Annotated in this window: 25 protein-coding genes and 1 pseudogene; 19 read left to right on the top strand and 7 right to left on the bottom strand. The window is 48.5% G+C overall.

Features of this window, described 5'->3' with window-relative positions:
- The first annotated feature begins 33 nt into the window (after positions 1-33).
- The 3 genes from OXN25_00365 (at position 34) to OXN25_00355 (ending at position 2,490) form a co-directional block, all read left to right on the top strand.
- Complete coding sequence (locus tag OXN25_00365) at positions 34-621, top strand: sigma-70 family RNA polymerase sigma factor (protein MDE0423299.1); 588 nt, start codon at positions 34-36, stop codon at positions 619-621.
- Between the two features lie 18 nt (positions 622-639).
- Positions 640-1,236 carry a zf-HC2 domain-containing protein gene (locus OXN25_00360; GenBank protein MDE0423298.1) on the top strand — a complete coding sequence of 199 codons (597 nt, stop codon included), beginning with the start codon at positions 640-642 and terminating at the stop codon, positions 1,234-1,236.
- 93 nt (positions 1,237-1,329) lie between these two features.
- Positions 1,330-2,490, top strand: a complete 1,161-nt coding sequence (locus OXN25_00355) for a trypsin-like peptidase domain-containing protein (protein ID MDE0423297.1) — start codon at positions 1,330-1,332, stop codon at positions 2,488-2,490.
- Between the two features lie 16 nt (positions 2,491-2,506).
- Here OXN25_00355 and OXN25_00350 read toward each other — a convergent pair whose 3' ends face one another.
- The 3 genes from OXN25_00350 to OXN25_00340 form a co-directional block, all read right to left on the bottom strand.
- Positions 2,507-3,589: a phospholipase D-like domain-containing protein gene (locus tag OXN25_00350; protein MDE0423296.1), complete on the bottom strand. Its 1,083-nt coding sequence runs from the start codon at positions 3,587-3,589 to the stop codon at positions 2,507-2,509.
- A gap of 148 nt (positions 3,590-3,737) precedes the next feature.
- Positions 3,738-4,628: a phytanoyl-CoA dioxygenase family protein gene (locus OXN25_00345; GenBank protein ID MDE0423295.1), complete on the bottom strand. Its 891-nt coding sequence runs from the start codon at positions 4,626-4,628 to the stop codon at positions 3,738-3,740.
- Positions 4,625-5,254 (bottom strand): hypothetical protein, encoded by a 630-nt coding sequence (locus OXN25_00340; GenBank protein MDE0423294.1) that lies wholly within the window; start codon positions 5,252-5,254, stop codon positions 4,625-4,627. Before OXN25_00340 ends, OXN25_00345 begins: the two co-directional genes overlap by 4 nt.
- Before the next feature lie 187 nt (positions 5,255-5,441).
- On the opposite strand from OXN25_00340, the gene OXN25_00335 reads away from it, so the two are divergent.
- Both OXN25_00335 and OXN25_00330 read left to right on the top strand, forming a co-directional pair.
- Positions 5,442-6,788 (top strand): transposase, encoded by a 1,347-nt coding sequence (locus tag OXN25_00335; GenBank protein MDE0423293.1) that lies wholly within the window; start codon positions 5,442-5,444, stop codon positions 6,786-6,788.
- 412 nt (positions 6,789-7,200) lie between these two features.
- Complete coding sequence (locus tag OXN25_00330) at positions 7,201-7,476, top strand: hypothetical protein (GenBank protein ID MDE0423292.1); 276 nt, start codon at positions 7,201-7,203, stop codon at positions 7,474-7,476.
- On the opposite strand, the gene OXN25_00325 is transcribed toward OXN25_00330, so the two are convergent.
- The 3 genes and pseudogenes from OXN25_00325 to OXN25_00315 form a co-directional block, all read right to left on the bottom strand.
- A complete protein-coding gene (locus OXN25_00325) occupies positions 7,391-9,451 on the bottom strand; it encodes an SUMF1/EgtB/PvdO family nonheme iron enzyme (protein MDE0423291.1) in 2,061 nt (686 codons plus the stop codon). The two genes, OXN25_00330 and OXN25_00325, sit on opposite strands and share 86 nt — an antisense overlap.
- A gap of 46 nt (positions 9,452-9,497) precedes the next feature.
- Entirely contained in the window at positions 9,498-11,870 is a 2,373-nt protein-coding gene (locus tag OXN25_00320; protein ID MDE0423290.1) for a hypothetical protein, read from the bottom strand.
- A gap of 183 nt (positions 11,871-12,053) precedes the next feature.
- A pseudogene (locus tag OXN25_00315) lies at positions 12,054-12,209 on the bottom strand (integrase core domain-containing protein).
- A gap of 409 nt (positions 12,210-12,618) precedes the next feature.
- Between OXN25_00315 and OXN25_00310 the strand changes: the two are divergent.
- The 12 genes from OXN25_00310 to OXN25_00255 all read left to right on the top strand — a co-directional run bounded on the left by OXN25_00310 (position 12,619) and on the right by OXN25_00255 (position 23,576).
- Positions 12,619-13,368, top strand: coding sequence for a LamG domain-containing protein (locus OXN25_00310; GenBank protein ID MDE0423289.1), 750 nt, complete (start codon positions 12,619-12,621; stop codon positions 13,366-13,368).
- A 22-nt stretch (positions 13,369-13,390) separates the two neighbouring features.
- Entirely contained in the window at positions 13,391-13,996 is a 606-nt protein-coding gene (locus OXN25_00305; protein ID MDE0423288.1) for a peptidylprolyl isomerase, read from the top strand.
- The gene (locus OXN25_00300) at positions 13,974-14,576 is read left to right on the top strand and encodes a peptidylprolyl isomerase (protein MDE0423287.1); all 603 of its coding nucleotides are present in this window, start codon (positions 13,974-13,976) and stop codon (positions 14,574-14,576) included. The genes OXN25_00305 and OXN25_00300 overlap by 23 nt, the downstream gene beginning before the upstream one ends.
- 123 nt (positions 14,577-14,699) lie before the next feature.
- A complete protein-coding gene (locus OXN25_00295) occupies positions 14,700-15,071 on the top strand; it encodes a hypothetical protein (protein ID MDE0423286.1) in 372 nt (123 codons plus the stop codon).
- 62 nt (positions 15,072-15,133) lie between these two features.
- Entirely contained in the window at positions 15,134-15,529 is a 396-nt protein-coding gene (locus OXN25_00290; protein MDE0423285.1) for a DUF1844 domain-containing protein, read from the top strand.
- 118 nt (positions 15,530-15,647) lie between these two features.
- Positions 15,648-16,703 (top strand): HEAT repeat domain-containing protein, encoded by a 1,056-nt coding sequence (locus OXN25_00285; GenBank protein MDE0423284.1) that lies wholly within the window; start codon positions 15,648-15,650, stop codon positions 16,701-16,703.
- Positions 16,704-16,779: 76 nt separating this feature from the next.
- Positions 16,780-17,799, top strand: a complete 1,020-nt coding sequence (locus OXN25_00280) for a potassium channel protein (protein ID MDE0423283.1) — start codon at positions 16,780-16,782, stop codon at positions 17,797-17,799.
- Between the two features lie 75 nt (positions 17,800-17,874).
- A complete protein-coding gene (locus OXN25_00275; GenBank protein MDE0423282.1) occupies positions 17,875-19,413 on the top strand; it encodes a YifB family Mg chelatase-like AAA ATPase in 1,539 nt (512 codons plus the stop codon).
- A 20-nt stretch (positions 19,414-19,433) separates the two neighbouring features.
- Positions 19,434-20,786: a sulfatase-like hydrolase/transferase gene (locus OXN25_00270; protein MDE0423281.1), complete on the top strand. Its 1,353-nt coding sequence runs from the start codon at positions 19,434-19,436 to the stop codon at positions 20,784-20,786.
- Position 20,787: 1 nt separating this feature from the next.
- A complete protein-coding gene (locus tag OXN25_00265; protein MDE0423280.1) occupies positions 20,788-21,531 on the top strand; it encodes a methyltransferase domain-containing protein in 744 nt (247 codons plus the stop codon).
- A 64-nt stretch (positions 21,532-21,595) separates the two neighbouring features.
- Complete coding sequence (locus OXN25_00260) at positions 21,596-22,480, top strand: metallophosphoesterase (GenBank protein MDE0423279.1); 885 nt, start codon at positions 21,596-21,598, stop codon at positions 22,478-22,480.
- A 121-nt stretch (positions 22,481-22,601) separates the two neighbouring features.
- Complete coding sequence (locus OXN25_00255; GenBank protein MDE0423278.1) at positions 22,602-23,576, top strand: ATP-binding cassette domain-containing protein; 975 nt, start codon at positions 22,602-22,604, stop codon at positions 23,574-23,576.
- 17 nt (positions 23,577-23,593) lie between these two features.
- On the opposite strand, the gene OXN25_00250 is transcribed toward OXN25_00255, so the two are convergent.
- A complete protein-coding gene (locus OXN25_00250; protein MDE0423277.1) occupies positions 23,594-24,325 on the bottom strand; it encodes a HEPN domain-containing protein in 732 nt (243 codons plus the stop codon).
- A gap of 254 nt (positions 24,326-24,579) precedes the next feature.
- Here OXN25_00250 and OXN25_00245 point away from each other — a divergent pair, with 254 nt between their 5' ends.
- Positions 24,580-25,521: a fumarylacetoacetate hydrolase family protein gene (locus OXN25_00245; GenBank protein MDE0423276.1), complete on the top strand. Its 942-nt coding sequence runs from the start codon at positions 24,580-24,582 to the stop codon at positions 25,519-25,521.
- Between the two features lie 10 nt (positions 25,522-25,531).
- Positions 25,532-26,281: a glucose 1-dehydrogenase gene (locus OXN25_00240; GenBank protein ID MDE0423275.1), complete on the top strand. Its 750-nt coding sequence runs from the start codon at positions 25,532-25,534 to the stop codon at positions 26,279-26,281.
- The last annotated feature ends 20 nt before the right edge of the window (positions 26,282-26,301 follow it).

Genomic DNA, 26,301 nt, shown 5'->3' with positions numbered 1-26,301 from the left:
TATATTATAGACAAGCACCTCCGGAGGATCTTGATGCCTGATTTAGATGATGAATTAATGGAACGCTACCGAGCGGGGGATGAGGATGCTTTTACGCTGCTCGTACGCCGGCATCAACAGCCCCTCATCAATTTCATTGCTCGGTATATCAATGATAGAGACAGTGCCGAGGATTTGGCACAAGAGACATTCGTTCGCATCTTTAAAGCATCGCCGCGCTACAAGCCCGGACAGGCGCATTTTAAGACGTGGATGTATCACATTGCCGCAAATCTTTGCAAAAATGAACTGCGAAATCGGGGAAGGCGAAATCGATACAGGATTGATAATGTCGTAGATGGTAATGGAGATTCCGAACGGATTGACCTCATTGAAAGCGCACCGGCGGATGCGGCGTTCCAACCGGAAGTCGCACTTGAACGAAAAGAATTGCACGACGCGATCCAGAGTGCAATCGCCGAGTTACCCGAACAGTACAGAGTCCCGCTTGTCCTCCGCGATCTACAAGGACTGAGTTACGATGAAATTAGTGAGACACTTGAACTCCGTAGCGGTACGACAAAATCCCGAATCAATCGTGCAAGGCTCATGCTTAAGGATAAATTGAAATCGTATGTTTAATGCGCATAAGGAGAGATTATGAACTGCTTGCAGGCTGAGGAACACTTCTCTGCCTACTTGGAAGATACCCTTGATTATCAGGCATTACGCGACTTTGAGGCACATCTCACAACGTGCGAAGCGTGTCAACACGAATATGCCCGATTTCAAGAATCTGTTAAGGCTGTCCGGCAATTGCCGCAGATTGAGCCATCTCCCAACTTTATGCCGAAGTTGATGCAACGGCTGGCTGAAGAACCACACGAGTTCGGCGGTATTACGGAAATTATCGCAACAGGTTGGCATCGACTACAAGATGGGCTCCGCCGTCCCAGATGGGCATTTAGTGGTATCGTTGCTTTGCTTCTTATCGTCGCAGTAGGAGGCTACTTCTACCAAGCTGGTCTCTTATTTGATCGGGACTCTCAACCTGCTGTCGTGGTGACGCCGGCATCCGAACCGAACCGTCTCGGACCGCCGCCTGTTGAGTTGCCCGTAGATGTGCGGCGTCGGGTGAGAAGTATGGATTCATTTTCGCCCGGTGGTGTAATCCAAACATCGCGACAGCCGATGCAGCAGCACTATGTCTTAAAGCAGGTTAGCTACACCAGTGCCTCCACAGGCGGTGGGCTTTGAAATGGCGATTGGCAGTCAGCGAATGACGATTAACCAATAACCAACAACCAACTGCCAACCACTAACAGCCAACAGCCAAAGGATGATAAACGTATGCACGCGAAAGCATTAAAACAACAACAATTGCTAATTGGATTACTCGGTCTACTTTTCTATGCAATCCCCTTCAGCTTTGCGAACGAAAGTATCCTACAGATGTTCGAGAAGGATTTTCAGAAGATAGTCGCCGATGCCCGTCCGGCTGTTGTCAAAGTCGTAGCGACGCAGGTCAATTCAGTATGGCTCCAGCCGAATCCGAAGCGGTTAGCACTCACCCGCCAAGACATCGGTTCCGGTATCCTCATTGACACCAATGGACACGTCGCAACAACGACTTTTGAGATGGAGAATCCGGGTAAGATTGAGATCGTCTTTAGTGATGGAAAGGTATCTTCAGCAAAACTGCTCGGCACGGATACACTCACCGACATTGCAGTGCTTCGCGTTGCTGACACGCCACTGACAACTGCATCTAAAGCGACAGCGAAATCTATCAAGTGGGGAGATTCCTCAAAGATTGACACGGGTTCGTGGGCTGTGACGATAGGCAGTTCTTACGGACATAGCCCCATTATTTCCTTCGGAATCGTCGGTGGATGGGATACCTTGCCGGATCAAATGTGTGGGGAACTCATTAAAATCAACGCAGCCATTACACCTGGAAACAGTGGAGGTGCTGTTGTCAATACGTCCGGTGAGATCGTTGGAATGATACTCGCCGTTCTGACAGAGCCGATTGGCATTAATTCACCTGCTAATGTGCTGTTCGGGAAACAAGACGATATAGACATTACACAATTTCTTGGGCAACCCTCACCGTTAGGGTCTCGTAATCAAGAGATCGCTTTTGCGCTGCCTATAGAGGCAGTTCGCACGGTTGCCAAGGAAATTATAGAACACGGAAAGGTCGCGCGCGGTTGGCTCGGTGTTGAGGTCGATAGCGGTGAGTCTGGGGTCTATGTTACCCGTGTAATTGACGGCAGCCCAGCACACAAAAGTGGACTCTTGCCCAAAGATGTGATTCTTGAATTGGACGAGACCGCTGTGCGCTCATACGCTGAATTGTTAAGATGTGTCGTAACCAAGCGACCGGATACGAGCGTCCAACTTAAAATTGATAGGAACGGGACGGCGCAGCATTGTACGGTAATATTAGGTGAGAAACCGGTGATGCCCATGCCCCTATCGGACAGTGTACCAAGCATTGGGCCGTAATATCAGGTGAGAAACGCTAACGCGTTATCCGCTGAAACTCCGCTACATAAGCCGCTGCAATCTCCTGATTCCCTTTGATAATTAAGAGGTTTTCGGAGTTGCGGGTTTCTGCATTTTTCGAGAAGTTATACGACCCCGTCACCACTGTCTCTCCATCAATTACAATCACCTTGTGATGCATAGCCCCCCTGTTTTCATCCAGCACCACTGGTAAACCTGCCTGCTTCATCTTGTTGTATTCGGAATATCGCTTGTCAACCTGTCGTCCCTCAAACACGCCGCGTACATCAACGTTGGCTTCAAAGCGATCGCACATCGCCTTGCCGAGCCTGTCGTGTGTGAAGGAGAATGCCATAAAATGGATAGATGTTTTCGCCGACTGGATCTCCTTGAGAAGCGGTGAGATGGTATCGTGGTCTGGAGAAAAATAGGTGGAAATCTGCGTGCCGTCGCTCAGTTTCACCTGTGGATAGACCACAGACATGTCAGAGGACTTCTCAACCTGTTCACGCAGAAACAGTTCCCGAAATTCCTGTGTGAAGTTATATGCAAGTTGGACTGAATCGACGAGTATAACATTGTTGTTGTTCTTGTAGGCACCGTTGTAGGTCGTGTTATAGGAACCCGTCCAGACGTATCGTTCATCAATCACGACAAACTTATGGTGCATATAACTGTCGGGGTCTTTATCGTCGCCGACAGGGATACCAGCTTCTTGTAAGCGTCGAATTTGTTCTTCAATATTGTCAGTTTCAGTGAAGATTTGCACTTGGAGTCCACGGCGATGTGCTTCGATTAAAGCGTCGGCTATCGGGACAGAGTTCAGATCGTAAAGCGCGGCATCAATTCGCGCTGCGGCATCGGTGAGTCTCGTAACGAGTCGTTTTTCAAGGGAATAGTGATTAGTACCAGCAGTGACTTCGCTAAAGTAGACTTCCCATGGTGTTTCGGTCGTCGCCCCACGGATGCTTCTATAATATCTGATACCGAAGCCGATCGCAACGGCACAGAGTAGGATAAGGAGGAAGGGAACAAATAGGTTGGGTTTGCTGGTTTTGGATGTTGTATCAGTTTCGCTTACACCCGAATCATTGTACATGTTTGCATGTCTCCGTCCATAAAGCATCGGGGTTACAAACCCCTCCTACAGGGATTCAATAAAGCATCGGGGTTACAAACCCCTCCTACAGGGATTCAATAAAGCATTGGGGTTACAAACCTCTCCTACAAGGGATAGGGGGTTATCATTAAACACCCCAGCGTTTTCGGGATTCCTCCAAGGATTCGATTTGTGCGTTCTCCTGTTTCCATGCGTAATGCCCTTTCGGTTTTTTGCCGATCCAGCGTTCGTCAATCGGTTCCGAGGCGAGTTGATACCGCGTGTCCGCAGTTATCCGAATTTTGTTGGATGTGTTGACGAGCGAGGCGTGCATCAGGAACATGCTAAAAATAATAACATCGCCTGCCGAAAATTTTGTCGTAGCCCAGTGTCCACCGAATTTCTCGACGATTTCAAGCGGTTTATCACTGAAATGTCCTTCAATCAGATCACGGTCAACATCCGATTGTCCGTAGGTGGCGCGAATCTTTTCAAATCGATTGGAACCCAGACAGAAAACAATCGGACCCATATCAAGCGAGACATCACCGAAAGGGGTCCAACAAGAGTAGAGATCTTGTGTGCCTCTACCCATAAAGACGATGTCGTAATGGATTGGAGAACCCGCCCCCGGTCCCGCTGTGCGAAGCCATTTGAAATCAAACGTCCGTGCCTCACCACCGAGGAAGTGCTTGAAGAAGTCCATCACCGGTTTACCTTCGACCACTGCTTTAAATGCCGGTAGCTGCGTCCACGCTTTGTTGCCCATTGAGCCGGTAGATGTCGGTTCCAGGTAATCCGGATTGAAGATACCATCCATTAAGGGAGCATCCGGTGCGAGCATACCTTTTGCTTGTAGTCTCTCCAGAATTTGGCGGCGCGCCGTGAGGATTGTCTCTTTGTCATGCAACCCTCGGATTAGGAGATAACCGTCTGCTGCTATCCTCTCTTTCAAAGCGTCAGGATTGTCGAGGATGTCGTTGCTTTCTCGTAAATCAGTGCTGACTTCTACTTCTTGAAGTAAAAAGGGGAGTTTCATTGTTTATCCTGTTTTATTTGGTCTGTTTTAAGTGCGTACGTACCCCAACGCACCTTCACGATCTCGTTAGCATCCACGAGTCGCTTGAGTTCATTTTTTATCGCCGTTGGATATCCCTCAACAGCATCAACAAGATCAGAGGTCTTGTTCCTACCCGCAGCAAGCGCAGCGAATATCTGATCGCGGAGCGGTACACGTAACGGTGCCCCACCTCTAAACTTTTGCAGCACACGATTTGCTTGCCGTGAAGAGCACCCTAAGACCCGTTCGACTTCTTCTCTGCTGGATTCAGCAGTGAGTTTGGCACGTTCAGCTTCAAAATGTTGGCGCGTGGCTATTGTCTCAGCAAGTTTGTCGAGTCCACCAGCGACCTCAAAATCTTCCCAATCAAAAAGGAGTGTTTCAGGCCTGTCGGTAATGTCGGGCAGTACCAGATTGGAAACTAAGACAATCGTCTTGTCTGTTAAGCGATTCAATCCTACCCGTCCTACAAGTTCTGCAAGTATACGAACGGCATACTGCTTATATATGTCTTGGACCCGTTCGTCTTCGTAGCGGTGAGATTCGAGTTCACCTTCATAGGAGATGGGTTTCTCGTCATTTCCAAACAAAGTCTGTGTTTGCAACCATAAGAAACCCGCTGCCCAACGCGGAATGCTGACTATCCAGAGAACTTGCGCTTCTTCAAAACCTTCTTCTAACCCGATTGTTTTTTTGAAATCTGTTAGGACAATACCTTCGCCAAAATAGTTGATTAAATAGGGTAAATATCCTAAAGTTAAAGAAACGCTAACTTAGAAAGGATGTTTACCCATGTCAGAGATTCTATCATTATTTTCGGTTTTCAGTCCACATTTATCGACAACACCACTTCGTCAGTTGCGTCATATCGTGTTCGCAGTGCTGGCGATGACCGGAAGCGTGACGCTGCGAAATATCTCACGCTGGACGCTGAAAGGCGGGAGTTATCGCAGGATCCAAAGGTTCTCTCACACCGTCTTGCCGTGGGGAACGCTGTGTTGGGTGTTCTTCAGAACCCATCTCTTTGATCCCGATGACGTGTATCTGCTGGCGGGTGATGAAACGGTTGTGCGAAAATCAGGTAAGGCTACCTACGGTTTATCACGTTTTTTCGCATCAACCATCGGTAAGGCGGTGCCGGGTCTGGCGTTTTTTGCCATTTCCATCATCAGTGTCAAGGGACGCCGTTCCTATCCGATGTGCATGGAACAGGTCGTCCGCAGTGAAACTTCACAAACACCGAAAGAGGCGACGCAGCCCTTGACACCTTCACGAAAGAAAAGAAAACCGGGACGTCCGAAAGGGAGTCAGAACCGAAACAAGACCCAGGGCGTCCTCAATGACACTTTGAAACAAGTGCAATCGCTGCTCAAGACGGTCTTAGCAACGATAGAGGGCTTTCTACCAATCCGATACTTGCTCCTTGATGGCGCCTTCGGCAACAATAATACACTACAGAGGGTCAGAGGCTGCGGGTTGCATCTGATTTCAAAACTTCGTAAAGATGCTGCCCTGTATTTGCCACCCGAGATACCTTATCAAAGACGCGGCAGACCGGCGATCTATGGTGAAAAGTTCAATCCGAAAGCGATTGAGAGCAAATATCTCGTGTCCACACAGACGCAAGGAAACATCACCAGCGAAGTCTATCAAATAGAGTGTCGGCATAAACGTTTCCCAGACCCTTTGAATGTCGTCTGTTTGCGAAAAACGAACACAAAGACGCAACAGACATCACACGTTTTCGTGTTTGCCTCCGATCTGGCATTGGATGCCGAAACGCTCATTGACTATTACTCGCTTCGGTTTCAAATCGAGTTCAACTTCCGAGACGCAAAACAGTTTTGGGGGTTGGTTTCCGATTTTAGCAACGTCAAGCAGACCCCTATTGAAAATGCGGCGAACCTGTCCATGTTCATGGTCAATGTTTCTGCGAAACTCCGGGAGATGTGGGGTGCGGAACATCCCGGGTTTGGGGTCTTAGACATCAAAGCACGCTACAGAGGGCAGAAGTATTTACACGAAACCCTAAAAATACTTCCGCAAAAACCTGAACCTATTGTTATTGACGACATCGCTGAACATCTCGGTGCTATTGGGGCTATTCATTACACTTCAAACCAAATCAGAACCGGATAATTTGGCGAAGGTATTGATATGTTCCAAATAGTATCTATGAGATAGCCTTTCAAAAATCTTAAAGTTGAATCGCGTTTTTTTGTTTATTTTACTGCAAGTGTCATGCCAATGCCTAATGAAGGACCCTATTTGTGATAAAACTACTGGAATTCTAAATATACAGGTAAAAATTGATATGAGACCTTGATTTTCAGTAGACCGGGTTCCAACAAAACTATAACAATAAGTTAATATTAAAGGATATAACGATTCCAGTCTTGTGTCAAGTTTTTTCATTTTAAAGCAGTGTAACCCAACAATTTGAGAGGTTCAGAGCAGAAAATCGTATTGAGGCATGTTTTTATATTAAGTTAAAATTTTAAGCGACTTTCTGTAATTTGATCTACCTGGCGGGTTAGGTTTCCGACCTCACTTGACAATCCGCTTCCCAATCCAGTCGGGTTTAGAGAATCTCAGAGAGCTAAGGCTTTCGGGGAATCCGATTGTTAACACGCGTCCACTTGCCAATGTCGTTGAGAATCTCAGACACCAGTGTGCGCGGTACTACACGAGTCGGAGTCGTGCAGCGTATTGGGATGGTCTCAACACAGTTAGCGAACGTGTTACCAGTGGTATCTACTTCTATCAGTTTGAAGCAGATAATCTTTCGCTTCTGATGGCGGTGGCTTTTGCAGCCATGCAAGGTTAAATCGATAGTGTAGACGGCTGCTAATCAGATGGATAATCCCGTTTTGCCCTTGGTGAACGGCGAGGTACCCGCCCGGTTCGGCACTGTTGAGTCCCATCGTAAAGGGGCGTCCATCCAGCGTTTCCATGTCTCGATCTGCCCCGTCGTCTGTAACCGGACGGATATGTTTCCATGTCTCGCCATCGTCGTAGGACAACGCACTAAAAAGTCCCGTAGCGAGACGTTCGTTTCCAGAAGTATCGACAATCGGCATCGGTGTCGGTTCGCGCCGATCCCCTGTGAAAGAGGCGAAGAAGATGGGTCCCTCTTGAAGCCGCAAAAGCACGCAGCGTTGCCCACCCGAAAGCACGGGAAACTGGCTTGCGCTATAGTGCCACGTTTTGCCGTCATCTGCGGAGACGCTTTTTGGCATTCGTCCGTTAATAGTATCGCCGCGACCGTAAGCCAAGAGCCTTCCATCCGTGAGTTCGACGACAGCTGCGTGTATGCCAGCAATCCAACCTCCGGTTTTTCCTTCGGCGAATTCGGGAATAGGTTGCCCCGCCCCCGGATCGTACCACGTCTCTCCATCATCGTCGGAAAGCCATATTGCAGTGCCTCCGTCTCCACCGCTCACTGCATCGCAGGCGAGGAGTATAGAACCGTTCTCTCTGCGGAAGACAGAGGTAATCGGCATGTGTCGGAGCCGGTGTTCGGGTGAGATGAAGCGCGGTTTCGACCACGTCGCGCCGTTGTCATCGGAATAGCGCATCACTAATGCTAAGGGACCCCACGTCGCGGCAGCAGAAAGACCGTTGAAATGATAAATCCGTCCGTTTTCGTTTCGCCATAAAGCAGTGGCGTGATTATTGCGATCAGGCGGACCCCAGAAGGGTTCAGCGGGATCCCATTCCGTTTCGCTAAATCGCAATCGGCTTGCAGCAACCGTCAATTCACGTCCGCGCTCTGTTACGCACGAATACCACGCCGTGAACATATCACCGTTTGAGCATTCAGTGATTGATGGAACATGATTGTGTGCTGAGAAGAGCGGTCCGTTTGAACCTTCCGGGATTTTAACGTAGGGTATCGGTTCAGCGAAATAAGGTGTTTCTGGCGCGGGTGCACTTGCGGGTTCCTGTTTGACATTCCGTCCCCACAATGCGACCTTCGGTGCAGGTGTAGGTGCTGCTTGCGGGACTTCACCACAAACGACGCGAAACCCGATATACCAGTGTTTATCTTCAGGTACCGCCGCCATCCGATTTGCAGACCGTAAATAACAGAGTAATGTTGAATGACTGCCACCCCGTGTAACACGATATAGACCGGTCTCTCTACCGACCGGATCGACTTGTGGATGCGGTTCGTAAGGTCCAGACCAATCTCGACACCACTCCTCTACATTTCCGTGCATATCGTGGACACCCCAGGCGTTGGGGGGTGTTTGTCCGATATGGAGCGGCATCACTTCTTCTGCCCCGCGGCTCCGTCCAGCGTCTGGGTACCAACTCTCTCCAACGTTTTTGTGGAAATCGGAGGGTAAGGTATCACCCGTATGGAAATGGGTTGTTGTGCCTGCCCGACATACGTACTCCCATTCGGCTTCAGTCGGCAGTCGATAAGGGAATCCCTCCTTTTCAGAAAGCCATTCACAGAAGCGCGTCGCGTCGTGCCAATCCACAAATACAACGGCTTCGTCATCGTCCCGTGAAAAGCCAAGCTTGCTACGGAGCTCACTGTGTGACGGCTGGAATTCTTCGTATTGCGCATTGGTAACCTGAAAAATCCCGAAATAAAAGGGCATAGTGAGCGTTACCTGATGTACCGGTTTTTCGTCCCAATCGCCATCTCGGAGGTGTGCCTTTCCATCCGTCAATTCATCTGATAATGCAGCGTTCTCTGAACCCATCATGAAGGTACCGGGTTCAATTCTGACGAACTGCATACCGAGCGAATTGGTATGTACTGCGCCTTCGATCCGTAATTTTTGCATAACAATCCTTTTTGTTTTAAAGGCTGCCTCTTCGCACTTGGTATATCTATTCTGACGGCAGCGCATAGACTGCCCGTCGGACCTTTACAATTTCACCGGCATCAACAAGACGCTTGAGCTCATTCTTTACTGCCCCTGGATGTCCGTCAATAGCGTCAATGAGTTCTGATGTCGTTTTCTCGCCGCTTTCAAGAAGCGCGTGAATCTGGGCGTAAAAAGGAACACGTTCGATTTTTCCACCTCTTAACTTCATCAATACTCGATTCGCCTGACTTCTGGAGATTCCCAAGACATCCTCTACTGTTTGCCTATCAGATTCTGCAGTGAGATTGTCCCGTTTGGTCTCAAACCGCTCGCGTTCAGCTATAACCTCGGGGAGCTTGTCTAACCCACCGGCGACCTCAAAATCTTCCCAATCAAAGAGGAGCGTTTCAGGTCTGTCGGTGATATTCGGCGGCGGCATACCCGTGAGTAATACGACTGTCTTGTTTGAGAAGCAATCTAACCTGACTTGCTGTATAATCTTTGTGAGAATACCAACTATGTTCTGTTCACATAACCCTTGGATCCGCGTGTCTTTATAGCGATAAGGATTCATTTCAACATCATAAGAGAGCGGTTCCTCGTCTCCGCCAAATAGTATCTGTGCCTGCTTCCACATAAGTTGCGGGGGCCAGTAAGGTGCGCCGACAATCCAGATGACATCTGCCAACTCAAACTCGCTCTTTAGCGCGTTAGCATTTACTGCCCTTTTGATATGACTCCAGTAATAGACGTTTTCCTTTAGCACAGTATTCTCTAACCATGTAGCCAACATTTCGCCGCAAATAACGACATGTTGGGTATTTGAATCCTTCTTTATTTCTGCGCGAATCCCGTCGAAAAACCGCTTTCCAATCTTAGAGAACCGCAGGTAATCCCAACTGTTGTCGTAGTTCAAAATATGGTGCATTGAGTAGATACCGGTGCGAATTTGGAAGACTCGATTTCCCGACAGCCACGGTTTCGATGTGCCGTTTTTCGCCGTATCATCTGAAAATTGCTGTGCTGCATCCGAGGCCGATGGCAACCAGAACTGCAGCAAGTCGTCATCCCATACCATCGGGGCATCGGCATCACGCTTGTAATGCCCAAAGTAACTTTCCAGTTGATGCCAAAGTGTTTGATTCGGATTTTCTTCCCGCATCTGCTCAGTGAGTATTTCTGCTTGCCCCGCAAATGCTGCCACCGTCATGCGAACCCGTCCAACAGGATTCTCGTACAGCTCATTTTTGCTCTCTAAAGCATTCAGTAAAGCTTTAGCAAAGTTACCCAAAGTCTTCCCGTGCCAGTCGACACTCCACGCCTTCAATAGGTCTTTCGATATACTAATTCGGCGAAACGAAAGACGAGTTCCCACGTCGTCAACCGCGTAAAGCCAACCTGTTTTCTCGTCATGTTCGGGAACGTGTAAATTAGATGGCTGTCGTGAAGGATCTGAGGATCCCTTAAGTTCTGATTTCTGCAGCACCGGTGTAGGACGCCTTATTGCCAACGGACTGAGTTTGCCTTCCCGCACCGCAATTATCTGCTCATCTACAGGATCGGGTGTTAGAAGTTTGACAGGCGTTGCTTGAGGTGCAGGCTTTAAATCGTCTTCCACGGGGGGAACGGGTTCATGTAGCGCGTCACGAAGCGCGTCAATCGGAGCGAAGATAACTTCTTTGGTGATGATTGGTGGATCCAACAGATTCCCAAGCAGAATCTCATAGCGTCCATCCCAACGGCTGTAACTTTCGTCGCCACGAATCTCAAGGTATACCTCGCGGTGATACGGATCTTCGGCAGTTGGTGTGTGTTTGCGGATATACTGCTTTGCCTCATCAGTGTTCGGATGGAGATAATTTGCAATTCTACAAGAAAAGCGGAGCCCGCCGGACTTCGTCAGTGTTAATAGTGGATTCGCAGCGGAGTTGACGAGTGCCTCAATACAGGAAAGAACAGCATCTGGTACAGCACAGAGCGCATTGTACTGAAAATCGATGTCGTGCCATTCTGCGCCGTTGCGTCCGGAGGGTCTGCCGGTATAAATCTGAATCCCCCACGACGCAAACCATCTCTTCGGGGACCAGTTTTGGGTGCCTTGGCGTCTTAGGAATCGGTCGCCGCCGAAATTCCCGGGAGCGTGGTCGAACTTGGGTGCGTGTCCTATCGGCATAAAGGAGATGTTTGCCTGTTCCAAATCATAAAGCCTTATAGCGTGGGCACGCGCACAATGAACTCTGAAATGATAAGGATAGTCCTTGTAGAGAGCAGGTATTACGATTGTTTTGCGTTGTCGAAGCGATTTTTCTCGCTGTTGATGACAGCGTTGAATGATATCTTTCAAAAAGCCCGTAGCCAGACCGTAAGAACGATGTAATTGATTGTTTTTTTGCATCTTCGGATCTCCCAAAATTTTTTATTCCCTAACTCTTCGCAAGCAGGACTCAAAAAATGTTTGTCAAAAAAACTAACACACTTTGGCATTGTATTACTATCTCTTTCCAAATTACCGCTAAATCAGAACAGCAATTGACATCCTCTCCAGACTTGAAGTGCCACCGTTTATTCAGACCACAATTTAGCAAATTTTATCCAAGTTTTTTCTCTCAAATTCGAGAGGTGTCAAATATCCTAACGCCGAATGCGGGCGTTTCTGATTATACACCTGTCTGAGAAAATGCTGAATGCGGGTTCTCGCTTCGTGGATGTGCAGTACACCCAGACCAACGAACAACGCCCTTAGCATTTTCTACATCTCCAATCTAAAGATTGGAGTTTTGAAAATGAAGAAGATGATAATAATTAACAAAAATTAAAATGTCCTAACAAAATATGAATTTAGATTACATATTACTAAAAATCTGATTTTTAATCCAAGTTTTTTTACCAAAAAAGTCAAGATGTTGAACTCAGGTGGCAATAAGGTACGTTTTTTGTGTCTGGGGAGAATATGTTGTGTTCTCAAGGATGGCGTTTGCATAGCGTATTTTACACTGATTTCATTTCTGTTTTTGCTGGTGTTGAAAACCCTTGCTTTTTTTTTCCTCCCTTGTTATCTTAAAATTATATTGACTATTTGGAAGTCAAATTGAGTTGACATCTGAAAAAATGTCCCTTATAATACTATTTTAGGAGGTAGAGAGTTGAAACAGAGTGTTTTTTTCTTGGCCCTTTTCTTTCTATTGATAACTATGACAATGGTTGGTGAGGCACAAGATTTGGTTTTACATCTCTCTTTTGATGAATTGGCTGGTGATGTCGCAAAAGATCTGTCCGACTTCGGTAACGACGCAACCTTTAAAGGCAATCCGAAGTTAATTGATGGCGTTTTCGGGAAAGCGTTGGAGTTTGATGGCAAGACCTCTGGGCAAATTCCAGACCACGCCAGCCTTGATATTGTTGATGGAATTACCATTGAGTTCTGGGCAATCGTTAAAGGCGGAGAAGCGATCCAAAGTGGTGTTGAAAAAGGAACTGCTTGGGTTGCTGGTCTATATAATCTCGCTGCGCTTTATAACGGTGGAACGATCCTTCAATTCTTTGATTTACCGGACCCGTGCAACGATGACAATATCGGTCCGAGTATCCAAGATGGCGAGTGGCATTTTCTCGCTGGGACATGGGATGGCGACGATATTCTGCTCTATATTGATGGTGAACTCGAGGCGGAGATGCCGTGTAAGGGTGAATTAAAACCGAACAACGACCCGCTTTTTATCGGTGCCCGAGGTGGGAGTGGACGGTTTCTTACCGGTGCACTTGATGAGATCAAGGTGTACAATTACGCCCTAACCAAAGATGAGTTGCTCCAAGATATGGCGGAACCTGTCCCCTTGGATGTTGATGGTCGTGACAAGTTGGCAACCGTCTGGGCACGCCTTAAAACCCGATAACCGCAATCGCACAGGAGGGTCAATGAAAACTGTTTGTCATCTTTTTTTACAATTTTCAAGTCGAGGTTCATTCTATGGAAGTTTGACATTTCTACTTTTGTTCATAACCGTAGTCGGCTGCGCGCTCCCCTTCAATCGTAACCTAACACCTGAAGAGCAGGTCGCGGTCGTTACAACTGATAAAGGCATATTTGTGTTTGAGTTCTATCCTGACGCTGCGCCCGTGGCAGTTGATAACTTCATTAAATTGATTAACATGAAATTCTACGATGGATTGACATTTCATAGGAAAGTCGACGCGCCCGGTCTGAATATCATTCAGGGCGGGTGTCCAGAAGGCGATGGAACAGGCGGTCCCGGTTGGAATATCGTCGACGAGTACACAAATCCGAACCAACGTCCACATGTCAGAGGGACTGTGGCGATGGCTCGGGCAAACGCGCCGAACTCAGCCGGGAGCCAATTCTACATTTGCTTCAAACCCCAACCCCACCTTGACGGACAGTACACGACCTTTGGTGGTGTTGTTCAAGGGATGGATGTCGTTGATCTCTTAGAGATAGACGATGTCATGACCAGAATTCGATTGGAGGCGAAGTCAAAATATGTTAAGGCAACAGCGGAATAAGCAAAACCAACCCTTCGCAACTGCAGCACTCTTGATTTTGGCGAGTTTCTTTGCTACGTTCGTGCTCAGTTGTGCCCAGGAAGATAGGCCGGCACCCGTACCGCGCGCACGTCGTGCAGGTACAGGCACAACACAGCCCACGGCGAAACCACAGATTGACCCAGCAACCGTGGTAGCCGTCATTGAAACGGCAAAAGGCACCATTGAATTTGAATTTCTCGCAACCGAAGCCCCGGAAACTTCCAAGAATTTCATCAAAAACGCGCAGGTCATGTATTACAAGGGTGAGAAGTTTAACCGCGCTGAAGAACTCCTCATCCAAGCAGGATCGAAACTTGCCGCTGGAGATACGCTCCCTATTGAGAACGGTTCGCAAGAAATGTCGCGAGGCGTTGTTGCTATGGCGAAAGAAGAGGGGGCAAGCGTTTCCTACGCATCCGAATTCTTTATCTGCCGAGGAGACGCAATTCTTGATAGTGATTACACCATTTTCGGGAACATTATCAGCGGCATGGATGTCGTTGACAGCATCGCTATGGGTGATGCAATCACGAATATTACTATCCGAGACAAAGAGTAAGAGGGTCGTCGGCAGTCAGCGGTCAGAAACCGTCGGTTAACAACAGGTTGTGGCAATACCCGTAGGGTTTACCCGACAAACAACTGACCGCTGACGGCTGATAGCCAATAGATGGAGGCATATATGGCATTAACTGTTATCCGAACGGCGCGTCCAAGTCCCGTTTGGCAGGAAAGTTACGTACGCGTAAAAAAAGGACAACGGCTCATTATTGATGCAGAAGGCGCGTGGTCCCCGGATTTGCAAAATAGGACTGGATGGTGTGGTGCCGATGGGGTCCCAAAGACCCCTGGATCCAGTGACTACCTGCTACCCGGCACGAATATCGGCGCACTTGTCGCTAAAATTGAGGACACCGTTTTTGCTGTCGGTTCGCGCTATGACAATCCGGCGCCTGCGGACGGTGTTATCTTTCTCGCTATGAATGAAAATCCACACAACAATAATCAAGCAGGCAGCTTACTCGCACAAATCATTATCTTTGATGAGGAATAACTGCGTCTTTTGTGCAAACATCTGTCCTCTGTATCGAAACAAATCAGGAGTAAGAATAATAAATGGAAGAGACTACGGCTCAGGAGGAAGCGCAGCACCTTCCACCTGTTGATTTTATTAGTTATCTGGCGAACCTTGTGGAAACCGGACGGCTCTACTTAAATGGTATTCCTAACCCCGAAACCGATGAAGTGGTCATCAACCTTCCACTCGTGAAACATATTATTGATACCATTGAGATGCTTGAGGAAAAGACCAAGGGGAATCTCACAGCACCGGAAACCAACTTCTTGGCGAACACGCTCTATGAGTTGAGAATGGGCTACGTGCGTGCGCTCAGTAGACATGAGGCAGCTGCACAAGCGAAAACAACGACTGAAGAAACTGCGGAAGAGATACCCGCGGATGAGGAGACAGATAAAGACACAGCGGTTGGGGAAAGTGAAGGTGCCGCTTAACAGAAAACGCACCGAGAACTCAGTCATAATCGCCTCACGCCCGTAAACATTGCCGATTTTCACGAATTATCTGTCATGAATCGGGTTAACCCTGTTAAAACTTTAAGGGGAATTGTTTATGGAATTCTATCACGGCACGACCTTAGGTAGCGCGAGAGGTATCATTGAAAACGGATTTCGTCCACGCGGCGGTGCCGTTTGGTTCACAAACCACTGGAACTATGCTAAGAACCGCGCCGAGCACAAGGCGCGACGGAAACATGATCGACCGGTTGTCTTGCAAACTGAACTCGAACCCGACGAACTCCGTATCCGCCTCGGTCCGGGCAAAATTCATGTACGAGGTGGCATTATAGCCATTAACGAATGCCTCTCTATTCAGCCCCTACAATCTAACTTTTTTGAACTGCTTGCCTATCCCGCTGCACTGGCACAATGGATTAACTCTCAACTTGGACTCTATTCCCACAACGGCGTGAGCCGTAACCATTGGGGCATCGTTCGGTTGGCACATTGGATGGATAATCGGATGAGGTCAGGTACCGGCAGGCGCATTGATTGGCAGGAGTTTTTTACGAAAGGGAAGCAGTGGTTACCCGCGTTCTTTGACAAGATGCCGTTCAACCCTGAAGTCCTACCGATTCAGCATCTTCAGAATGACACTATTGCGGTTCGCGTTTTGTATCCCGATACACCGGAAGAGTCGCTACAACCAACAAAGGTTGATGCAGATTATATCAAAGCGATTGTTGACATTTCCGATCAAAGTCCAAAACGACGGATACGCGGACTTCAGTTTCTCGAAAAAATCGGAACGGAGGAACTCTTTGATTGGTGCGTTTTGCATCTTGAAGACGAATCGGTGGATGTAGTGTGCAATGCTTTGCGAATTATGCAGCGCTGCGATGATGGATACGTTGCCCCGCTTTTGCCGTATGCCCGATTGAAGAATAAACGCATCCGCGCCGGTGCCCTCGCGGCACTCGCGAAACACGACGCGGACGATCCCGAACGCTGGTTTGAACGCGGCCTCAAAGACCCAGCAGCCTGCGTCCGCATGGAAGTCGCAAGGCTCCTACCGCTGCTTGATAGAATTGCGTACCAAGCACTCTTTGACATTGCTCGGCACGATCCAAATCCCGCTGTCAAACGCAGTGCTAAGAGGCGATATTAGCCTCAGAAGTATTACGCGGATTCAGACGGCGCGCTTGGGAAAATGCCAATCACATTGCTACTAAAAAAAGAGGAGAATGAATTACCAACGCAAAATCATAATCGCTTTTGTTATGCTCTGGGGGTTGCTTCTGACCGGAACGCTCGGGTACTTAATCATCGAAAGAAACAACCCGGAACATGGATGGCGGCTTCTTGATGCAATCTATATGACTGTCATCACCTTAACAACCGCCGGTCACGATGATTTGAAAATGAGCGATAACGGACGTATTTTCACAATACTGCTCCTCATTGGTGGAATTGGTGTGTTCACCTATTGTGTCACTATCGCTACTGCTTTTTTAATCGAGGGACAATTACAAAATTTTTTCCGACAACAAAAAATGGTCCGAACTGTCGATAAATTATCAGATCACTATATTGTTTGTGGACTCGGTGACACCGGCGTACATGTCCTTGATGAAATGATAAGGTCAGAAGTAGCGTTTGTCGGTATTGAGTTCGATGAAGAACGGCTTATTCAACTTTCTGACACACGAGACTTTCCATATCTCCATGGGGATGCAACTGATGACGAATTGCTCATACGCGCAGGGATTGAGCGTGCCCATGGACTTGTCACATGTCTCAGCCGCGACCAAGACAATCTCTTCGTCGTGATTTCTGCAAGAAAATTGAATCCTCGTTTAAAGATAGCTTCCAAAGCCGTTGAAGATAACTCTCCGGGAAAACTCATCACCGCCGGTGCTGATGAAGTCGTCTTGCCCGACCACATTGGCGGACTCCGTCTCGCAACCGGTATACTCCAACCGCAGCTTGTAGGGTTTTTGGAAAATATGACCCAAAATCGAGACGGTGCGCACTTTACGGAGTCCATTATTCAAGAAAACTCCCAACTTGAAGGCATCTCTCTCAAAGCCGCTAACATTCAAGAACAGACCGGGTTGGTTGTTATTGCAATCCAGGATAGGGATGGAGCATTCCGCTATAATCCACCCGGAGATACGAAAATTGTCGCTGGCGATGCTTTGTTAGTAATAGCCAACCAGAGGCAGCTACAGATGTTACACAAACTTACCGGGGATCCAAATTAGCGGAAAGGCGTTGACACCTCGTTTTTCGGCGTGATATAATACCATCAGAATTTATTATTTGAAGGAAATACATGTATGCTCGCAACAGTCCTGAGCAGTGCAATGCTGGGAATTGACGCTTATATTGTGAAAGTTGAAGTCGATGTCGCTGGTGGACTCCCGTCTTTCAGCACCGTTGGCTTACCTGACAGTGCTATCAAGGAGAGCAGAGACCGAGTTACTGCAGCTATTAAGAACTCTGGCTTCTACTTTCCACAAACCCGAATCACAGCAAACCTTGCACCGGCGGACATCCGAAAAGCGGGCTCGGCGTTTGATCTTCCTATCGCAATCGGTGTTATGGCTGCTACCAATCAGGTAGTTCCAACACGGCTTGAAAATGCGATAGTTTTGGGCGAACTTGCTCTTGATGGGAGTGTTCGCGGCATACAAGGCGCGCTTCCCATCGCTATCGCTGGAAAAGAAAACGGGGTTCAGGACCTCATTCTACCAGCTGAGAACGCCAGAGAAGCGGCTATTGTAGAAGATGTGAACGTCTATCCAGTTGCGAGTTTAGCAGAAGCTGCTGCCTTCCTTAATTCCGAAAAGGAAATATCTCCAGAACCGCATACACGCGACCCTGACACAGAGAGCACACCGCCAGAATCTCTTCTTGATTTACTCGATGTAAAAGGGCAAGAACACGTTAAACGTGCCGTTGAAGTCGCCGCCGCAGGTGGACATAACCTCATTATGATTGGACCCCCCGGTTCTGGTAAAACGATGATTGCAAAACGGATTCCGTCGATTCTACCCAGACTTTCAAACGAGGAATCCTTAGAAACAACCAAGATTCAAAGCATTGTCGGTATCCTTCCAAGCGACACACCTTTGGTTGTAACACGTCCGTATCGCTCCCCACATCATACCATTTCAGATGCAGGCTTAATCGGCGGCGGAAATATCCCACGTCCCGGTGAAGTGAGCCTCGCACACAACGGTGTCCTTTTTTTGGACGAACTCCCTGAATTCAGACGGAACGTCCTTGAGGTTATGCGGCAGCCCCTTGAGGATCGACAGGTGACAATCTCCCGGGCAGCGGCATCCCTCACGTATCCCGCCAATTTCATGCTTGTTGCGGCGATGAATCCTTGTCCATGTGGATTTTTCAGCGACCCGACCCGAGACTGTAAATGCTCACAGACCCAGATTCAGAACTATGTCTCCCGTATTTCCGGTCCACTGTTGGATAGAATCGACATTCAGGTTGAGGTGCCAGCCGTGAAATACGCGGAACTCGCTGATGAGACGACTGGGGAACCTTCAGCAATTGTTCAGAGAAGGGTTGAGGCAGCACGCCACGCCCAACAACTGCGTTTCGCTGGCACGACGATACATGCCAACGCGACTATGCAACCGAGACAGATTCGAGAGTATTGCAAGGTCGATTCCCAAGCACAGGAGCTGCTCCGGGTGGCGATTAACCAGTTAGGGTTGAGTGCGCGTGCCTATGATCGGATTTTGAAAGTCGCACGCACCATCGCCGACTTAGATCACAACCCGAATATAGAGGCGGTGCATGTCTCTGAAGCGATACAATATCGGAGCCTTGACCGGAGTTTCTGGAAAAAATAAGTCTATGGAGAAGTAGAAGAATGCAGCCTAATTTTATTATCTTTTTAACCGATGACCAAGGATACGGCGACCTATCCTGTATGGGAGCAACGGATTTCAAAACGCCGCACCTTGATAGAATGGCGGCAGAGGGAGTTCGGTTCACAGATTGGTACTCAAATTCACCTGTCTGTTCGCCTTCGCGTGCCTCACTATTAACAGGACGCTACCCGTGCCACGCAGGGGTCCGCTCCATTTTAGCGGGACATCGCACTGCAACAGGACTGCCGCCTTCTGTCCCAACACTTGCAACGGCACTCAAAGCGCACGGCTACTACACTGCTATGTCTGGTAAATGGCATTTGGGACTTGCGGACGGATCGCGGCCGGAGCACCACGGGTTCGACGACTGGTTCGGATTCATGGCAGGCTGCATTGACTTTTTTTCGCACATCTTCTACTGGGGTATGGCACGACCTGACATGGACCAGACACATGACCTCTGGGAAAACGGTGAGGAAATTTACCGAAACGGCGAATACTTCACTGAACTTATTACAGAGTACGCGATTCAATACATTCGCAAATCCGTCGAACTCGGGAAGCCTTTTTTCCTTTATGTACCTTACAACGCGCCACACTATCCGATGCACGCGCCACAGAAATACGTTGATCGCTTCCCGGATCTGCCGTGGGACAGGCAAATTATGGCGGCAATGCTGAGTGCCGTTGATGATAGCGTCGGTGAAATCTTCGCGGAGTTAGAAAGACTTGGACTCGCGGAAAACACCTTCTCCTATTTCCAGAGCGACAACGGTCCCTCGCGGGAAACGCGAAACTGGTTGGACGGTACACAAGATCCCTATTACGGCGGCACTGCTGGTAAATTGAAAGGACATAAATTCAGCCTTTACGAAGGCGGTATCCGTTCACCGGGAATTATGAGCTGGCCCCAGCAAATTCCTGCTGGACAAGTCATTGGTGAAATTGGAGCGGCAATGGATGTCTTCCCAACCTTTCTCGCCGCAACCGGTGGTGACCCATCGGAGTACGAACTTGATGGGCGGGATGTCCTGCCTATGGTTGTAGACGGTGAACCCACCCCGCATCGTGAAATCTATTGGGAGATGGGCAAGCAGACTGCTGTGCGCCGCGATAATTGGAAATTAGTACTCAACGGGCAATTGGTTGAGGGGACTCCACCCGAAGACGATGTACACCTCGCCAATCTGGAAGCCGACATGGGAGAAACGAGAAATCTGAAAGACGCACACCCCGAACTCACTGCTGAACTGACAGAAGCGGCACAGGGATGGCGCGACGGGATTGAAACGCATTGGGAAACGCAATGGGTCAATCCGAATGGGACGACCGGCTACGTCAAGGAGCGATAAAGTGCTAACTGACAACCAAGATGCCTATGGGCAACTGCTTTCGGATTATCACAAGGGTCGAGAAACCGGCGAGATTGTAGAAAGGGAAGATGGATTCATTGATACAAGTCGGTTGGGACCTCTCAACTATTTCGCTGAATACGAGGATTGGGCTGAACACCAGAAACTCGCAATAAAACACGCTGCCGGACGTGTTTTGGATATCGGTTGTGGTGCAGGACGGCACTGCCTTTATCTGCAAAAGCAGGGACATGCTGTTCTGGGAACCGACAATTCGCCATTAGCTATCAAGACGTGTCAACAGCGTGGACTCAAAAACGCACGCGTCGTGCCTATCACGCAGTTGAGTTCCAAAATCGGCACTTTCGACACGATCCTCATGATGGGACACAATTTCGGACTCGTTGGGAACTATAAAAGAGCGAAGTGGCTATTGGGACGCTTCGCTGCAATGACAACGGATACCGCAAAAATTATAGCCGAAACAATGGACCCCTATCAAACGGAAGATCCCTGTCACCTGGCTTATCATCAATTTAACCGGGCCCGGGGGCGAATGAGTGGACAATTGCGATTCCGAATCCGCTACCGACAGTATGCTACACCCTGGTTTGATTACCTGTTTGTTTCAAAGTCTGAGATGGAGGACATCCTTGAGGGGACAGCGTGGCGGGCTGAACGCTATATCGACTCGAAGACTATGCCGACTTATGTTGCAATTCTAACGAAACCGCCGCGTTCCTAAAAATTAATTAAATGTCCTCTTTTCCGGGTGTGATTTCCAACCTTGCCTGAAAACGAGATATGCTATGACGCTTTTTAAATTTGCCTTTATTACGGACACGCATCTCTACCTAAACGCAACGCAGAACTTCTCAGGTGGACTACAACAACAAAAAAGTAGTCTCCTGCTTTATGAAAAATTGGTTCAACAACTGAATGCCTTTGCACCTGATTTTGTGATTCATGGTGGAGATATTGTATGCGGCGGCAACAGTTTTGGTATGTCTGCTGAAGAATACGAGGCTACACTTGATAAGGCGCAACACCTCGGTCAACAGATAAATGCACCTTGCTATTATATTCCGGGGAACCACGATCTACATCCTGAAACAGGTGTCAAAGATTCTTATTTGGCACGATTCGGTATAAACGGCATGGGATCCACCTGTTTTATCCATGAAGATATTCGATTTATTCTCCTTGATTCCCAGGAAGTGCCGGAAGATTTGACACACGGATATATTAGCACGAACCAGTTGGCGTGGGCGGAACGTGAATTAAAACGGGCAAGGGATTACGAGCAAGAAGTCTTCATTTTTTCCCATCAACTCCCTTTTCCGAGTGTTGAATTTCAAGGAGTCGGTTCGAGAATCGCCAATTCTGCGGAGATTCTTGAGGTGATGACCCCGTTTGACGAACAAATTTTGGCGTTTTTCTGCGGGCATCTGCATCTCAACCGAGTTTTCCGAGAACAGGGCATGCTTTGTATTGTTTCGTCCGGTATTATCTGTTATCCGATGATGTGGCGGCAGGTGCTGGTCTACCCGGATCGAATTGATATTCGGTGTGAGACGATTGACCTGCCAGATGTACTTGCCGCGTCAGAGGCGGTCGCCCCGGATAATAACCCCTATCTATTGGGCAGAGATCGGGATTTAAACTTCAGTATCCGACGGCGAGATTTCCTTTAGAAGGTTTGAAAGACCTTAGCTGCTGGGAGCAGCATCGCAACATCGGCGCGATGCGGGTTCTTGAAAAAGTTGTGAATGCCAAGTTTCACCTAACAGCTCCCGTCAGGGGCAGGTTAAAAGAATGATTGAAGTTCAAAATGTTACAAAGAATTACGGTCCCTTCCAAGCACTCAAGGACATCTCCTTTCAGGTAGACAAAGGACAGATCGTCGGTTTTCTCGGTCCCAACGGTGCGGGCAAAACCACCACAATGCGGATTCTCACCTGCTTTATGCCGGCAAGTAGCGGAAACGTTACCGTTGCAGGATACGATGTTTTTAAAGCATCAAGAGAGGTCCGCAAACGCGTCGGTTATCTTCCGGAAAACGTACCGCTCTATCTGGAAATGACTGTGACGAAGTACTTGAGGTACATGGCGAAGATCCGCGGCGTTTCCCGTAGTCATATCAAAGGTCAGTTGGATAAAGCTGTTGAAGCGTGTGGACTTACGGAGCGTCGGCATCAGATCATCGGGCAATTGTCTCGCGGTTTTCGGCAACGCGTCGGTTTAGCACAGGCACTTATTCATGAGCCAGATGTTTTGATTCTCGACGAACCCACTTCTGGGTTAGATCCACGCCAAATCGTCGAAATCCGCGAGCTAATCAAGGCACTTGGCAAAGAACGAACAATCCTCTTTAGCACCCACATCTTGCCTGAAGCGAGTCTCACGTGCGAACGCTTAATTATTATCAGCAGGGGAAAAATCACTGGGGATGTCCGATTGGAAAATGGGCGTGCCGTATCCAAACAGAACGACGCTCGCTCTAATGATACAGAGGACTCACAAGTTCCAGCCCTAACGCTTTCTGTTGAAGTCGCAGGGGCTCCAGTTGATGAGGTCTCCGCCGCACTCGGGGACATTCCAGACGTGATTCAGGTTGATCAGAACGTTTCGCAGGCTGATGACACCCTGACTTTTCACCTTCACTATACACCCGCAACCGACATTCGGGCAGAAGTCGCGGAAACCGTTGTCAGGCGCGGATGGAAACTTCTCGAAATGCAGACGACTGAGATGTCATTAGAAGAGTTGTTCCTATCTCTAACGGTATAAAGCCCGTCGTCACTGTACTATAGTTTCAACTGCTCACGAACAGCTTGACGCACTTCATCACAGATACCCATCGCGTGTGCGGTTTCCGCTGCAGTCGCGAATTTTCCCGGGTAGCGAGGATCCACCGCATGTTCGGACAGTTTTGAAAAGTCAGTCTGCCACCTTTGCCAAGTGGGCATGGTTGGGACAATTAACATCAATAATTCTTTTAAATCGTGTGTCCTCGGAAATGGGATATTCGCCTCTTGCAACCACGCCTTTAGATACTTCTCAACACATTGTTGTGCCAAGAAGCATATAACATCATCTACGGGATTCTGGCTCTGCTGAGATTGTTGTGCCACAGTATAGTCGCCTTCAGCCTTTTCTACCCACTCTAACGTCAGCGGATTCACAGCGCACGGCTCCTTTTTCAGAGGTTTGAGAAAAAAATTGGGCGATTCATAAAGCACTTCGCCTTTTTCCGTAATTTCGTGCAGGAACCAATCGTTATACGAGAGGCGATACGCCAGTTCTTCGGGCGAATGCACGAGAACATGCAAGCGAAAAGGGCGCGGAATACGGTCCTTGATTTCTGTCTCCTGACGACGCGTCTCCGATTTCGGTATCTCCATCACTACCAATAAATCGACATCCGAGTATTCCCTGGGGGTCCCGTAGGCATAAGAGCCAAAGAGCGTAACCTGTAACGGTGAAAACTCGCGCACAATGTCATCACATGTCGCTTGAATCTCTTGTCGGGTAACCATACGCACACCCTATTCTTTCTCAGTAACCCCTAACAGGACGGGTAAGAAACGTAGAACTATAGCACTAATTATGCCATACTCCGGGCACAGGTGCAAGAAAAATCGTAGAGGTCTTTCATAACACAACTGTGGACACCGTCTATTTCTCTCAACCAGTTTTTTCAAAAAATCTTGATTTCTAAATGCATCTGTCGTATAATCAATATTGCAAAACTATTTGAACAGGGAGGCATAACTATCTAAAAAGAATACTTATGAAACTTGTTACCTTTGAAACCAACCTGACAGATACCACCGCGAAAATTGGGGCATGGATTGCCGATGATCGGATCGTCGATCTCACCGCAATCGCTCCAGATATGACGCAACTTTTTGAGCAGAATAGCCTCCCGGATGCACGTGAACGCGTTGCGCAGGTTGAAGGCGGCGCGAACGCCTCTGAGGCGATTCATGCTGTTGCTGATGTGCAGCTCCTCGCACCGTTCCCGCGTCCGGCAAGCCTCCGAGACTTCGGTGTATTCAAAACCCACATGGATGCCGCTGCGCGTATCACTGGTAAAGAGATTTCCCCAGAATGGTTCAAACTACCCAACTATTACCGGGGTAGCACAAGTCCAGCCTCTATCGCCGGACACGAAGCGGTCGTTACCTGGCCCAACTACACCCAAAAGCTCGATTTTGAACTGGAGTGGGGTGTCTATATCGGCAAAATTGGCAAAAATATCCCGGTAGAAGAAGCAAGCGAATATATTGCCGGTTATACCATTTACAACGACATCAGCGCGCGCGACATTCAATTTCGCCACATGACAATGGCACTCGGTCCCGCCAAAGGAAAGGATTTTGATAATAGCAACATTATGGGACCCTGCCTCGTTACACCCGATGAAATTGGAGACCCTTATAACCTCCGAATGATTGCAAGAATTAACGGTGAAGTCTGGGCGGACGGGAATACCTCGGATATGTATTACTCGTTTGAAGAGATGATTTCGTTTGTCTCGCAAGCAGAGACACTCTATCCGGGCGAGTTTTTAGGCTCTGGCACCGTTGGAAAAGGATGCGGATGGGAACTCGATCGCTGGATTCAACCCGGTGATGTTATTGAACTTGAAATTGAAAACATCGGTATGCTCAGAAACCGAATCGGTGAACCCGAAGTGAATCCTGCGGCGTGGACAGAAAAGGGGCTTTAAAAAACAAAAAATGCGACTCAAAGACAAAGTAGCCATCATTACCGGTGGTGCATCCGGTATCGGAAAAGCCACCGCAATTTTATTTGCTGAACACGGCGCGAAGGTGGTTGTCGCCGACATTGATGAAAACGGTGCTAATCAGACCGTTACAGACATACACGACGCAGGCAATGAAGCGATCTACGTCCAGACCGATGTCACAATTTCAGATAACACCGAACGGATGGTAACGGAGACCGTTAACACATACGGCAAGCTGGATATTCTGCTCAGTAGTGCCGGAATTGCGATGCGACTCCCCGTTGCTGATTTACCAGAGGAAGACTGGCACCGTTGCTTGGATGTCAACCTCACAGGCGTTTATCTCTGTGCGAAGGCTGCGATTCCGGCAATGCGGAAAAACGGCGGTGGCTCTATTATTAATCTTTCCTCTATCTACGGACTTGTTGGGGCAGATGTCCGGGCAGCCTACGTCGCCTCCAAAGGAGGTGTGACGAACCTCACACGCGGGATGGCACTCGATTATGCAGAGGAGAACATCCGCATTAACTGCATCTGTCCGGGTTTCGTTGAGACCCCGTTAGTCGCAGGGGTTGTCAAAACGCCGGAGGAATACCGTAAACTTGCGGATAGACATCCGATGCGCCGACTCGCGCAGCCTGAAGAAATCGCCTACGGCGCGCTATACCTCGCCTCCGATGAGTCTGCGTTTGTTACAGGCATCGCTCTACCGATTGACGGCGGCTACACCGCAGGATAATACTTGTCAATCCTGATTCA

It is taken from the genome of Candidatus Poribacteria bacterium, from assembly GCA_028820845.1.
Taxonomy (GTDB): Bacteria; Poribacteria; WGA-4E; order WGA-4E; family WGA-3G; genus WGA-3G.
The sequence above is the reverse complement of the archived record's forward strand: the minus strand, read 5'-3'. Positions and strand labels throughout refer to the sequence as shown.

Bases quoted from the DNA above. Each gene is read 5' to 3' on its own strand.
- OXN25_00365 (MDE0423299.1), top strand. From the start codon at position 34: ATGCCTGATTTAGATGATGAATTAATGGAACGCTACCGAGCGGGGGAT.
- OXN25_00360 (MDE0423298.1), top strand. From the start codon at position 640: ATGAACTGCTTGCAGGCTGAGGAACACTTCTCTGCCTACTTGGAAGAT.
- OXN25_00355 (MDE0423297.1), top strand. From the start codon at position 1,330: ATGCACGCGAAAGCATTAAAACAACAACAATTGCTAATTGGATTACTC.
- OXN25_00350 (MDE0423296.1), bottom strand. From the start codon at position 3,589: ATGTACAATGATTCGGGTGTAAGCGAAACTGATACAACATCCAAAACC.
- OXN25_00345 (MDE0423295.1), bottom strand. From the start codon at position 4,628: ATGAAACTCCCCTTTTTACTTCAAGAAGTAGAAGTCAGCACTGATTTA.
- OXN25_00335 (MDE0423293.1), top strand. From the start codon at position 5,442: ATGTCAGAGATTCTATCATTATTTTCGGTTTTCAGTCCACATTTATCG.
- OXN25_00325 (MDE0423291.1), bottom strand. From the start codon at position 9,451: ATGCAAAAATTACGGATCGAAGGCGCAGTACATACCAATTCGCTCGGT.
- OXN25_00320 (MDE0423290.1), bottom strand. From the start codon at position 11,870: ATGCAAAAAAACAATCAATTACATCGTTCTTACGGTCTGGCTACGGGC.
- OXN25_00305 (MDE0423288.1), top strand. From the start codon at position 13,391: ATGAAAACTGTTTGTCATCTTTTTTTACAATTTTCAAGTCGAGGTTCA.
- OXN25_00300 (MDE0423287.1), top strand. From the start codon at position 13,974: ATGTTAAGGCAACAGCGGAATAAGCAAAACCAACCCTTCGCAACTGCA.
- OXN25_00295 (MDE0423286.1), top strand. From the start codon at position 14,700: ATGGCATTAACTGTTATCCGAACGGCGCGTCCAAGTCCCGTTTGGCAG.
- OXN25_00290 (MDE0423285.1), top strand. From the start codon at position 15,134: ATGGAAGAGACTACGGCTCAGGAGGAAGCGCAGCACCTTCCACCTGTT.
- OXN25_00285 (MDE0423284.1), top strand. From the start codon at position 15,648: ATGGAATTCTATCACGGCACGACCTTAGGTAGCGCGAGAGGTATCATT.
- OXN25_00280 (MDE0423283.1), top strand. From the start codon at position 16,780: ATGAATTACCAACGCAAAATCATAATCGCTTTTGTTATGCTCTGGGGG.
- OXN25_00275 (MDE0423282.1), top strand. From the start codon at position 17,875: ATGCTCGCAACAGTCCTGAGCAGTGCAATGCTGGGAATTGACGCTTAT.
- OXN25_00270 (MDE0423281.1), top strand. From the start codon at position 19,434: ATGCAGCCTAATTTTATTATCTTTTTAACCGATGACCAAGGATACGGC.
- OXN25_00260 (MDE0423279.1), top strand. From the start codon at position 21,596: ATGACGCTTTTTAAATTTGCCTTTATTACGGACACGCATCTCTACCTA.
- OXN25_00255 (MDE0423278.1), top strand. From the start codon at position 22,602: ATGATTGAAGTTCAAAATGTTACAAAGAATTACGGTCCCTTCCAAGCA.
- OXN25_00250 (MDE0423277.1), bottom strand. From the start codon at position 24,325: ATGGTTACCCGACAAGAGATTCAAGCGACATGTGATGACATTGTGCGC.
- OXN25_00245 (MDE0423276.1), top strand. From the start codon at position 24,580: ATGAAACTTGTTACCTTTGAAACCAACCTGACAGATACCACCGCGAAA.
- OXN25_00240 (MDE0423275.1), top strand. From the start codon at position 25,532: ATGCGACTCAAAGACAAAGTAGCCATCATTACCGGTGGTGCATCCGGT.